Source organism: Bradyrhizobium sp. 179, assembly GCF_023073535.1.
GTDB lineage: Bacteria > Pseudomonadota > Alphaproteobacteria > Rhizobiales > Xanthobacteraceae > Bradyrhizobium.
The window spans coordinates 1-10,089 of the sequence record NZ_JADPJR010000029.1 but is presented as its reverse complement, the minus strand read 5'-3'; the positions used below and the strand labels follow the sequence as shown (position 1 = coordinate 10,089).

Here is a 10,089-nt window from a genome sequence, read left to right as displayed (position 1 = left end):
ATTCACCTGCATTCGCACCGTGACCTTAAAGCTAGACTTAAGGTCAAATCCTCGGGCCGCCTCTCAAACTAAACAAGGCGGCCGACGCCGGAGGGATACGGCAAATCGATCGCGGAACTAATTTGTTTCGTCAGCATTGATGTTGACGTCGACTACCAGCGTTACGCAGGACGCCGGCTTCGTTCAACATCCAGCCCCGACGAAGCCGGGGTCTAATTTTTGGAACATTGTCTTGGCCGCACTGTTACGTTCATGCCGCTGTGCAGGGCGGCACACCGACCGACTATCGACTGGCCCCGACAATCTCGCGGTCAGTTCGTCAAGGACGAAGGTATCGTCCTTTCTTCTTACTGCAGCCAGCCTGTGTGCCCCTGTCTACTTGTGTGTAACTGCGCTCGCAACGCGGATCGCATAGCGCCAAAAGCAAAATGGCCACAGATTCCTCTGCGGCCCACCGGAATGGATTAAGCTACCGGCACGCCGTAGTAGGCATTCACGGAGCGCGCGGTCGCCGGGTCGCTCCAATTCCAACTGCTCTCGTCGGCGTATTTGGGAGCGCCGCGAAGCTGGTCCTGGTTGATTCCGGTGACGTAGCCGCCGAGGTCGGTGTCGTATTTCAGCGTCTGCCAAGGCAGGGGATAGTGATCGTCTCCGATGCCGAGCAGGCCGCCGAAGCTGAGCACCGCGTACGACACCTTGCCGCTGACCTTGTCGATCATGACGCGCTCGATGTAGCCGACCTTTTCTCCGTCGGCGCCGTACACGTTCGTGCCCTCGACCTTGTCGCTTCCGATCAGGCTGAATGTCTCGCGATCTTCCATGGCCATGTTGACCTCCTGGATATTGTCTTCGGAAGTCAACGGGGCCAGCATGGCTCAGTTCCTGGCGGATGCCGCAGCGCAGTTTCGGTCTCCCAGGCATCGCGCTGCTGGATTAGATGACGCGGCAATGCGCGCCGGGAGAAGTCGGCGAGCGGAGTTCGAGGATGGAGCTGACCGATCTGGAGCGCGATTTTCTGAGGAAACTCCTCGGCGAATCTTGGGTTAGCCCGCCGATGTTCGACCATGAAATCGTGGCGCGGCTCGTGGAGCTTGGTCTCGTAGAAACCGAACCGCTTCCATCTGGAGATGTCGAGTACCGCATCACCGACGCAGGGCGGGCGGCGGCTACCGCGTAAAGACAGATCGGCCGGTCCAGGGATCGCGGGAGCGCCGGGGCCGGACTATGAACAGCAGGGCTGGTCTTCCGCGGCGCCGTCCTAGCGTTGTCGACAGGCCACCATTTGACTGGAGAAGCCCAGCGAAGTCTGAAATGCCTTGAGCTTCCTCGGTTTGGCTGCGGCTTGCAGCTTCTCCTAGCGCCGGCGAGCCACCCAAACACCCAGCAGGAACGCGGCGAACAGGGCCTGCAGCGGCGACTTCACGGTCACCTCTCGCAACCGCTCCGCTAGACGCATCGCGGCATCCGGCGCGGGCGCCGGACGAGAATTTCCTCCCGCAGCACCGCCTGACCTTGCTCCGGAAGCGCCCCCGGTGCCGTCCAGTTCGTCCACGACCCCCGAGGCTTCCGTCATCGCGGAGGCTTCCCTCATGTCCATGCGCATCCTCCCATGGTCGCGGCGGAGCAACCGGTCCATGGACCGCTTGGTTCCTACCTGGCCGCACCTATGCCGACTTGCGCTTGGCCCCGGCGGCGGGCTTCTTCGCGGCAGCGTCCTTCGGCTTCCTGCCGGAGATCGGCATCAGCATCTCCTTCTGGCCGGCCGCTGCCTTCTTCGGCTTCTTGGTCGACTTCTTCGGAGCCGCGGTCTTGGCCGCTGGGGCGCCGCCCACGCTTTTGCGTAGCGCGTCCATCAGATCGACGACGTTCACACCGCGCGGGCGCTCCTTCGGAACGATCGGCTTGCCGGCGCGCTTCTGGTTGATGAGCTCGATCAGCGCGGTTTCGTAGTGGTCCTCGAACTTCTCCGGGTCGAACTGTCCGGCCTTCTGGTTCACGATGTGCCGGGCGAGATCGAGCATGTCCTTGGTGACTTTCACGTCCTGGATCTCGTCGAAATACTCCTGCTCGCTGCGGACCTCATAGGGGTAGCGCAGCAGCGTGCCGACGAGACCCTTGCCCATCGGCTCCAGCCCGATGATGTGCTCTCGATTGGTGAGCACGACCCGCCCGATCGCGACCTTGTCCATCTCGCGGATGGTCTCGCGAATCACGGCGAAGGCGTCGTGGCCGACCTTGCCGTCCGGCCGGATATAGTAGGGGCGGATCAGGTATCGCGGATCGATGTCGGCCTTGTCGACGAACTCGTCGATCTCGATGGTGCGCGTGGACTCCAGCGCGATCTCCTCGAGCTCCTCCTTGGTCACCTCGATGAACTGGTCCTTCTCGAGCTGGTAGCCCTTGACGATGTCCTCGTTGGGCACCTCGTCGCCGGTGTCGGCGTCGACCTTCAGGTATTTGATCCGGTGCCCGGTCTGCCGGTTGAGCTGATTGAACGAGATCTTCTCGCTCTCGGACGTGGCCGGGTAGAGCGCCACGGGGCAGGTGACGAGGGACAGACGCAGGAAGCCTTTCCAGTTGGCGCGCGGGGCCATGATACGCAGAACTCCACAGACAGGGGCGGCTTGGATTCAAGACGAACGACGGACCGCCGGTTCCGACACGCCGCCGGCCTGCCCCCGAGATTCACGCAGAGGCCGTCTTTGCACCAGGGCCATTCGGGAGAGGGGCTCTTGACTCTTTAGAACAAAAAGGGAACGCCACTCCTGAGCAGGCCGGCCCGGCCGCTGACGATCTCGACGCTGCCGCCGACCAGGCTATCGCGACCTGCGGCGGGGACGCCCGGGAAGCCGTAAAGGCCCTCGCCAACGACTTTCTCGAGGCCCAGCTCGACAAGCTCAGGAGGAAGGTGTCGACCGGCTACGCCCGCGGGCGGCTCCCAGGCGCGCGCGAACGCAAGGGTGAGGCAGATGTCTGAAGTGACCTACTATGTCGCTCTGCCGTTCGTTTTCTCCGACGACGGCGTGGCCGCCGGGGAGGCGGCCGAATGCCTGAGCGCCAACGCCGCCGTCAACTCAATGTCCGAGACTTTCGCGGACTCGCTGAGAAACTTCAGGGGGCTTGACGAAGCACCAGGCGCTTTCAAAAGGTTCCATTGCGGAAACTTGATCGTGGGTGGCCGACGGCCGGCTTCACGCCGGTAGGCACCGGACAGCTCGCCCCGCGGAATCGGCGACCGTGACTCCCCCGAATCTGCTCAGCTTCGTCCGACTCTTTCTGGGGCCGCTGTTCGCACAGCGGCCCGTTCTGTTCATGCAAATCCGATTATCGACAGACGCGCACCCGCTTGACGACTCGTCGCCCGTGATAGCCGCGGGTCACGACCGTCCGCACCGTGCAAACCCTGCGAGGATGATAGTGGTAGCGCGCTTGCAGCAGGTCGGGGGTCGCGGTTGCGCCGATCGGCTGAACTGGCATTGCCCTGGCGGGAAGGGAAAGAGCGGACAGTGCAAGCGAAGCCGCAGCGGCGACGCCCAAGGCGAGTTTCTTCATAGAGCTTTCCTTCTTTTTTGCCCCGCTTTGACGGTAGATCGCCTGCGTGAACAGGCGCTGAACGACATGGGCCGCCATACGGGACATGCACGAACGGGCGAGAGCGGGCGCTCCTCGATCCGGCTGCGGCGCGGCGGAGCCCACGCCTGAGCAGGTCATCGACGACCTCGGACTACCCGCTGACGATCCAGCAACGGGGGCGGAATACGAAGCCACACCCGCCGGATGATGGCAGGGCGCCGCATAGTGCCGGCGACGGCTAGTCCTGGCGCCGTGGCCACCGTGACGTGAACGAACCTGTCCGCATTCTGGTGGCCGAGGACGAATTTGCGATCCAGAACTTGGTGGAGGACGCTCTGTCGGACGGACGTTTCGAAGCCGAAATCGCCGGATCCGGCGAAGAGGCGCTTTCCCGCTTCGGCGACGGACGCGCCGGATTCCGGGCGCTGCTTACCGACATCGGCATCGGCGCCGGCCTGAACGGCTGGGGCGCTCGCCCGAAGGATCAGGGAGATCGATCCCGACTTTCCGATCGTCTACATGACCGGCAGCCATGCCGAGGCCTGGAAGTCGCAAGGCGTCCCGAACAGCATCCTGATCGAGAAGCCGTTCGCGCCGGCGCAGCTGGTCGCCGCCGTCTCGCAGCTTCTGAACGTGGGGACGGGGCCCGTCTGATCCGACCAGGTGAACTGCGGGACCTCAGAGCAGCGTCAGGACCGCGACCACTACGACCGGGCCCGTCGCGGTCACGCACCAGCATGACAGTTCAAGGACTCGCATAATCTGCCCCGTTGGAAGTGCCTGCCCCCCGGCGAACTCTATACCTGGAACCCGGTTGATGCGGGGCCTCCCCGGATATCGCTCCGCTCATCCGGGCTACGAAGCCGGGTACCCGTCCGGCCGGGAGGGGGCGGCCAATGAAGAGGCCGCCCCCTTTTCTCCGATTGGAGTCCGACACTACGAACGATTAACGACTCAGCTCTACCGAGAGGGCATGAAGTTGCGTCCTCTCGGCAGATTGTTGTTCCAGGGCGGTGTGCGCGTTGCGGTCGCGTCGCTGACCGTTCTGTGCATCGTCGGCGGTCTCTACATCACCGTGGTGCACTATCGACCGGAGAAGAAAACTGTCGCCGAGGCTACGCTGAAATCAGGCTGCATGCCAAGCCACTGCCGGCCAAAGGTCTCCGCCGCGCGGTAGGCGGACAAGACGACGCGATATCAATCAGTCGTGTGGACCAAACGGTCGATTTGATCTCGCTCCCGCGACCCGTTCATCCTAGGATACCTGCAACCGACGCGTGCCAAGAGCGCGTGCCCCAGGGGGAATGGCCATGTGGTTCAGGATGCTCACGCTTGCGGCGCTGGTTGCTTGCGCGCAAGCGGTATCACCTTCGTTTGTCATGGCCGCCGAAGAACAAGCGGCGCAGGACATTCTCTGGCCGACCAAGGCCTGGGCAACATCGACTCCTGAAGAGCAGGGCATGGACTCGGCCCGATTGGCACGCCTAGTCGAGACCGTCGGCGGCTACAATCAGGACAGTCTCACGATCATCCGGCACGGCCGGATCGTGACCGACGCTTATTACGCGCCCTATCTCGCCGGGATCACTCATGACCTGCGCTCGGTCACCAAGAGCGTGGTCAGCACGCTGACCGGCATCCAGGTGCAGAAGGGCCAGCTCGACAGCGTCGATCGGGCGGTGGTCGATCTCTTCCCGGACAAGCGCATCGACGGGATCGACGACAGGAAGAAGGCGATGACGGTGCAGAGCCTGCTCGACATGACGTCGGGCCTGGCCTGGATCGAGAAGGCCTACACGCCTGATGAAACCATAATGAAGATGTATGCGGCGCCGGATCGCACTGCCTTCGTGCTGAACCAGCCAATGGCGACCGTGCCCGGCGCAAGCTTCAACTACAATGGCGGCAATCCTTATCTGCTCTCGGCGCTGGTCAACGTGAAGTCCGGGCAGAACGCGTTCGACTTTGCCAAGAAGGAGCTGTTCGAGCCGCTCGGCATCAAGAGCGCCAAATGGGGGCAGGTCGACGACCAGGGCGTCACCGACGGTGAGGCCGGCCTCTATCTGGCGCCGCATGACATGGCGCGGATCGGCTATCTCTATCTGCAAGGCGGCGTGTGGGAGGGCAAGCGGCTGATCCCGTCCGCATGGGTCGAGCGCGCCAAGGCCGGGCCGGTCGAGGCGACGTTCGGTTTTCACTATGGAAATCTGTGGTGGTCGAATCCCGAGAAGGGCACCTACATGGCGCGCGGTCGCCACTCGCAGTTGATCCTGGTGATCCCCCGGCTCGACGTCATCGTCGTGATGACCGGTTATCTGCGCGACACCGAGTTCTTCTCGACCACGGCGCTGACCGACGATGTCTCGGCCGCGGTGAAATCCGACAAGCCGCTGCCCGAGGATCCCATTGCGCGGGCGCTGCTTGCGAATGCGATTAAGCGCGCTGCCACCGAAAGGCCAGCAGCCGTCGGCGGGACGCCGGAGCTCGCCGCCGCCATTTCGGGCAAGACCTTCAACTTCCCGGACAATAAGCTGCGCGTGAAGAGCTTTACGCTGAACTTCTTCGACACCGATTCGTCCTGGCTCATCACCAGCTACGCCGAGAAGGGCCCGCGGCAGTTCAGCGGGCTGATGGGGCTCGACGGCGTCTATCGCAAGAGTCCGCCGGCGCCTTACGGCATCAATGCCGTGCGTGGTCGCTGGCTCAATGAGCGCACCTTCATGGTCGAGCGGCGGATCCTCGGGCATGGCGAAAGCCAGCTCTGGACGCTCGCCTTCGACGGCGACAAGGTGACCGTGAATTTCGAGAACACGGATGGCTTCAAGGTGGAGCTGCGCGGCGAGCGCGGGGAGTGAGTCACGACAGGGGGCGCAGCACGCGCGAGGCCTTGCTCATGCCCGTCATGCCGATAGGTGATGTGTTCCTCACGGTCGCGGTCATGACCCTCGCCTTCCTCGGCGAAGTCGCGGTGGTCGCTCTCCTTGGCATCTTCTGAAGTATCGCTGCCCCGTGGGGCGCGGGTCTGGCCGACGCGACAACTCATTCTTGAAGATCCGTCGCAGAGCGCGGGAGGCGCGATGTCACGATCACCGGCAGCGCGGAAGTTCGGCGGTGTGGGCCCCCGGATTCCTACGGTCGCATCGGTGCGTGATCGTTTACGATCTGCGATTACATCTTCAGTCCCATGGACGTCGAGTACGACCCCGAGCGCGAAGCATTTGCGGCGATGAAGCTCGCCGCCGAAGCCGATGGCGCCGAACGGAAGAGATGGATCAACGCCGCACTGGCGTGGATCGAACTTACTCGCCTGCGGGCGCCGGTCGGTCGCGAGCGCCTGGGGAGGGAAGAGGCGGTCTAAATTAGTCGGCCTCCGACGGGCACTCCGGGCAGGTGTCGCCGATCGAGTCTAGGACATCGCGGACCTCGGCGACGGCTTCATTCGGAGAGATGCCCGGCGGCGGATCTTGCCTGGCGATGTCGAAAGCGCGTTCCCGAGCATGAGGGTCGGCGCGATCTTTTGCCCAGCCGTGCTCCTCGCACTCGTGGATGGCGCCGGCTTCCTGTAGCACGTTCATCGCCCAGCCCGGTGGCGTGCGGATCGCCGGCCGTCGTTCCTTCGTCATCAGCATCGAAATCAAACTCCTGCCGGGACGAATCCTTCCGCCCTCCTGCTCGTTCCGGGCGGTTAGCACGGGTCAGGGATTCGCGATCGGCAGAGCTTGGGCTTGTCCACCTATTCCACAGCGCCTGTGCAGAAGCGCTACGTCGCCGGCGCCGGGTCTTCCTTGACGCCGCGGGCGACGATCCGGAGCGTCGCGTCGGGGAGCGGCCGCTGCACCTTCAGCGCCTCCTCGGCCGGCGCGGTCATCCAGGTCTCGACTTCGTCTCAGGACCACCGGCATCGCCTTCGGATGGATGGCGCCAACCTCGGCATTCGCCTCCGTCGTCAGGAATGCGTAGAGGTCGTTGGTGGTCTCGCCTTCCTTGACCTTTCGGACCGAGGTCCAATCGGTCCAGATGCCCGCGAAGCAGGCGAGAGGCCTGGTCTCGTCGAGCGCGAACCAGATGTCGCCGCCCTCGGCCCTGCTGAACTCGCTGAAGCTGTTGAACGGCACGACGCAGCGGTGCTCGGGGCCGAGCCAGCGGGTCCAATGCTTCGATTTCACGTTCCAGATGTTGGTGGTGCCGGAATCCGGCTCCATCCGGAGCAATTCCTTGAAGTCGACCGTCTTGCCCTTGGCTTGCAGTTTCTCCGCGCGCTTCTTGGTTGCGTCCATCAGCGCCTTCGATGAAGACGGCATGCCCCAGCGCGCGGTCGCAAGCTCGCGGCCGTCGCCTCGCCGGGTCTGGAGAGGACGCCGTGCGCGGGGCATCGCGAGCGCTCCGGGGAAAGCTGTCCGCCGACGGCCTCGGATAGCAGCTCAGATCGTTTGCCACTATCGATACTCGGCCGGAATTGACACACTTCGCTGGCATCCGGCTATGGTTTAAATGTTTGTCAGGTCGGAAGTTCTGACTCTCTCAGTCATCATCATGGGCCTGAGATGCGTTGTAAAAGATCGCCACTTCGAACAAGGCAATCGCCGTCATCACCCCAGTGCCAGCCGCATAGAACAGGCCGAGCAGCGCAAAATAAGAAAACAGAAAGAAGGAAGATGCTGTGGCGAAAAGGGCAAACACCAACGCGGATACCTGCACCAATACAAAATGAACGAACTTGGCTACCAGATCGAGGTAATAGGAATCCTCCCTGCCATTTTCGGTAATTATCTTGAATACACTTGTTGTCGGGAAGGCCAATACGACCGCCATTGCGCCTATGGAGAAGCCCAGGAGATTCGGCACCACAGACAAAACTAGGGGTGCACTGAGCCTTTCCGACCACCAGAGCGGAAAGCATAGTAATGACGCAATCAGGGCAAACAGAAAGGCCGGCGACCTAAAGAGGGAGCGAAAGCCTCCATATACGCGCCAATATACGGCAAGCGTCTCCCCTGTGCCGCTCCAGTCGTCAGAGAGACGTGAGCGTTGCCATAAGTCTCGACAAGAAGCTCCCACCCGCCGACGCGCCGATGTAATAGCGCTTGGGATATTTTTCAGTCGAGACTTCCAGCTTCTTTCCGTCATTGTCTCGGCCTTCACCCCGCACTAGCCCATTCTCGGCAGCCACTTCGGCCGTTTCCCTGATGTCCGGTGTGGTCTCTAGCTTCTCTGCATCCGAGGACTTGATATACTTCTCTTCAAGTTGCCGGGCGTTAGCTTTCTTAAGACGGTCGTATACGCGTTTGCGGGCAGCGGGCGAAGCTGTGTCCGGATTTGGAAGCGTTACTCTGATGAAGAGCATTCGCAAGTTTGGAAGGCTCAAGACCCGGTCCACGGCGTCAACCTCGGGGACAATGGTCACCTCGACTTCGGGACTCTCGAAACCTAACAGTTCCTGAGAGGTGATCCTGGTGAATATCGCTCTTGCGATGTTCGGGCCAAGGCTCTCTCCAAATTCATTCCTACTCTCGAAATACACCCGGTGCGTCTTCTCCACGAAGACATATCCAAAAACTCGCATGTTGGGGCGCGCGTTTTCCGGGATGTTGATTGACTTCTTGAGTGCCGACGATAGCTCATCTTCATTTGAGAGGTCGAGCCATGGGCGCCTCACGTCGATCTCAGTCCATATCAGAATGCGGCCTGTGTATAGACCGGCCCGCCCGGGCACAGCCCGTGGTGAAGTAATCTTCGCGTAATCAGTGCCCCGGGCTTGCACCAAGAACCGAGATGCCTGACGTAGAACTGAGATGTAAATGCTGTCCGGATGAGGGTTTGCCGCCAAATTCAATGCGCAGACCTGTATCGTCTTCTCTCTTGCCATCTTTTCCTCGCGCCCGAGAAACATTCTGGCAGGGTTCGCGAAAAGGGCGAGTCTTAATATGGGTGCAACCCAGCGGCGGATTAGACTTACGGCGGAGGCTTCCCCCCATACTTGCCGGTCCGGAGGGGAGCCGCGTGCACGCGGAGCGTCAGCCCTGGATTAGGCTCGCTCAGGGTTCGCCCTAGCTCTCTCGTCTTCGCCCCGGCATCGACGGCAGATCAGGACAACGGTGGCGCGTCCCGTAAGCCTGCAAGTTGTCTAACGATCCTGCGTGTCACACATGGCCATTGCGGGCCCCGCCGCACGATTTTCGATGCGCTGGGGAGGTTTGGCGCGGCCGTCGCAGCGATTGCCAGCACAAAAGCGAACGGGCGGGTGGCCCAATTAACGCACTGACCGGAGGGACAGCCGGTTTGAGCCGTTGCTTTGGAACCCGGAGCCCGCCGGGGGCGGAGCCGCCTTGGGCACCATTTGCCCGCGCCCCGTGCGGCCACACGGGCGTTTGGGCCCACAGGTACCCATACTTGTCAATCGGCGTTCAAATTTGACCCCGCATTGCCTCACCCAGAATGTTACTGGACAACTTCTCGCCGATGATTGGGTCGGTGCCATCGAATTGGTTCGGTGGCGTCTATGGCGGGAAAGATCAG

General features: G+C 62.1%; 13 protein-coding genes and 1 pseudogene. 6 read left to right on the top strand and 8 right to left on the bottom strand.

All coding sequences use genetic code 11. The features are described from left to right. Positions 1 to 464: 464 nt before the first annotated feature. A complete protein-coding gene (locus IVB12_RS06405; RefSeq protein WP_247296736.1) occupies positions 465 to 827 on the bottom strand; it encodes a PRC-barrel domain-containing protein in 363 nt (120 codons plus the stop codon). A 158-nt stretch (positions 828 to 985) separates the two neighbouring features. Here IVB12_RS06405 and IVB12_RS06400 point away from each other — a divergent pair, with 158 nt between their 5' ends. Then, on the top strand, positions 986 to 1,177 hold the full coding sequence (locus tag IVB12_RS06400; RefSeq protein WP_247296734.1) for a PadR family transcriptional regulator: 192 nt from the start codon (positions 986 to 988) through the stop codon (positions 1,175 to 1,177). 177 nt (positions 1,178 to 1,354) lie between these two features. Here IVB12_RS06400 and IVB12_RS06395 read toward each other — a convergent pair whose 3' ends face one another. Continuing rightward, on the bottom strand, positions 1,355 to 1,597 hold the full coding sequence (locus tag IVB12_RS06395) for a hypothetical protein (protein WP_247296733.1): 243 nt from the start codon (positions 1,595 to 1,597) through the stop codon (positions 1,355 to 1,357). A 67-nt stretch (positions 1,598 to 1,664) separates the two neighbouring features. Continuing rightward, on the bottom strand, positions 1,665 to 2,594 hold the full coding sequence (locus IVB12_RS06390; RefSeq protein WP_247296731.1) for a Ku protein: 930 nt from the start codon (positions 2,592 to 2,594) through the stop codon (positions 1,665 to 1,667). 375 nt (positions 2,595 to 2,969) lie between these two features. Between IVB12_RS06390 and IVB12_RS06385 the strand changes: the two genes are divergently transcribed. Next, a complete protein-coding gene (locus IVB12_RS06385) occupies positions 2,970 to 3,203 on the top strand; it encodes a hypothetical protein (RefSeq protein WP_247296728.1) in 234 nt (77 codons plus the stop codon). Between the two features lie 121 nt (positions 3,204 to 3,324). Here the strand turns inward: IVB12_RS06385 and IVB12_RS06380 are convergent, their stop codons facing one another. Beyond that, complete coding sequence (locus IVB12_RS06380; RefSeq protein ID WP_247296725.1) at positions 3,325 to 3,630, bottom strand: hypothetical protein; 306 nt, start codon at positions 3,628 to 3,630, stop codon at positions 3,325 to 3,327. Between the two features lie 462 nt (positions 3,631 to 4,092). Between IVB12_RS06380 and IVB12_RS38340 the strand changes: the two genes are divergently transcribed. From IVB12_RS38340 to IVB12_RS06360, 4 genes are all read left to right on the top strand, one after another. After that, entirely contained in the window at positions 4,093 to 4,227 is a 135-nt protein-coding gene (locus IVB12_RS38340) for a hypothetical protein (protein WP_346658485.1), read from the top strand. 319 nt (positions 4,228 to 4,546) lie between these two features. After that, positions 4,547 to 4,750 (top strand): hypothetical protein, encoded by a 204-nt coding sequence (locus IVB12_RS06370; RefSeq protein WP_247296723.1) that lies wholly within the window; start codon positions 4,547 to 4,549, stop codon positions 4,748 to 4,750. Positions 4,751 to 4,883: 133 nt separating this feature from the next. Continuing rightward, positions 4,884 to 6,428 (top strand): serine hydrolase, encoded by a 1,545-nt coding sequence (locus IVB12_RS06365; RefSeq protein ID WP_247296721.1) that lies wholly within the window; start codon positions 4,884 to 4,886, stop codon positions 6,426 to 6,428. A gap of 329 nt (positions 6,429 to 6,757) precedes the next feature. Continuing rightward, positions 6,758 to 6,931, top strand: coding sequence for a hypothetical protein (locus IVB12_RS06360; RefSeq protein WP_247296719.1), 174 nt, complete (start codon positions 6,758 to 6,760; stop codon positions 6,929 to 6,931). A gap of 1 nt (position 6,932) precedes the next feature. On the opposite strand, the gene IVB12_RS06355 is transcribed toward IVB12_RS06360, so the two are convergent. The 4 genes and pseudogenes from IVB12_RS06355 to IVB12_RS06340 all read right to left on the bottom strand — a co-directional run bounded on the left by IVB12_RS06355 (position 6,933) and on the right by IVB12_RS06340 (position 9,439). Next, positions 6,933 to 7,202 (bottom strand): hypothetical protein, encoded by a 270-nt coding sequence (locus tag IVB12_RS06355; RefSeq protein WP_247296717.1) that lies wholly within the window; start codon positions 7,200 to 7,202, stop codon positions 6,933 to 6,935. Between the two features lie 131 nt (positions 7,203 to 7,333). Beyond that, a pseudogene (locus tag IVB12_RS06350) lies at positions 7,334 to 7,907 on the bottom strand (SOS response-associated peptidase family protein); the annotation flags it as partial. 187 nt (positions 7,908 to 8,094) lie between these two features. Then, positions 8,095 to 8,418 (bottom strand): hypothetical protein, encoded by a 324-nt coding sequence (locus IVB12_RS06345; RefSeq protein WP_247296715.1) that lies wholly within the window; start codon positions 8,416 to 8,418, stop codon positions 8,095 to 8,097. A 166-nt stretch (positions 8,419 to 8,584) separates the two neighbouring features. Beyond that, a complete protein-coding gene (locus IVB12_RS06340) occupies positions 8,585 to 9,439 on the bottom strand; it encodes a DUF4747 family protein (protein WP_247296713.1) in 855 nt (284 codons plus the stop codon). Between the last annotated feature and the right edge of the window lie 650 nt (positions 9,440 to 10,089).

What these genes read in the sequence shown, in the direction of transcription:
- IVB12_RS06405 (WP_247296736.1), bottom strand. Translation starts at nt 827, where the DNA reads ATGGCCATGGAAGATCGCGAGACATTCAGCCTGATCGGAAGCGACAAG.
- IVB12_RS06400 (WP_247296734.1), top strand. Translation starts at nt 986, where the DNA reads ATGGAGCTGACCGATCTGGAGCGCGATTTTCTGAGGAAACTCCTCGGC.
- IVB12_RS06395 (WP_247296733.1), bottom strand. Translation starts at nt 1,597, where the DNA reads ATGGACATGAGGGAAGCCTCCGCGATGACGGAAGCCTCGGGGGTCGTG.
- IVB12_RS06390 (WP_247296731.1), bottom strand. Translation starts at nt 2,594, where the DNA reads ATGGCCCCGCGCGCCAACTGGAAAGGCTTCCTGCGTCTGTCCCTCGTC.
- IVB12_RS06385 (WP_247296728.1), top strand. Translation starts at nt 2,970, where the DNA reads ATGTCTGAAGTGACCTACTATGTCGCTCTGCCGTTCGTTTTCTCCGAC.
- IVB12_RS06380 (WP_247296725.1), bottom strand. Translation starts at nt 3,630, where the DNA reads ATGGCGGCCCATGTCGTTCAGCGCCTGTTCACGCAGGCGATCTACCGT.
- IVB12_RS38340 (WP_346658485.1), top strand. Translation starts at nt 4,093, where the DNA reads ATGACCGGCAGCCATGCCGAGGCCTGGAAGTCGCAAGGCGTCCCGAAC.
- IVB12_RS06370 (WP_247296723.1), top strand. Translation starts at nt 4,547, where the DNA reads ATGAAGTTGCGTCCTCTCGGCAGATTGTTGTTCCAGGGCGGTGTGCGC.
- IVB12_RS06365 (WP_247296721.1), top strand. Translation starts at nt 4,884, where the DNA reads ATGTGGTTCAGGATGCTCACGCTTGCGGCGCTGGTTGCTTGCGCGCAA.
- IVB12_RS06360 (WP_247296719.1), top strand. Translation starts at nt 6,758, where the DNA reads ATGGACGTCGAGTACGACCCCGAGCGCGAAGCATTTGCGGCGATGAAG.
- IVB12_RS06355 (WP_247296717.1), bottom strand. Translation starts at nt 7,202, where the DNA reads ATGCTGATGACGAAGGAACGACGGCCGGCGATCCGCACGCCACCGGGC.
- IVB12_RS06340 (WP_247296713.1), bottom strand. Translation starts at nt 9,439, where the DNA reads ATGGCAAGAGAGAAGACGATACAGGTCTGCGCATTGAATTTGGCGGCA.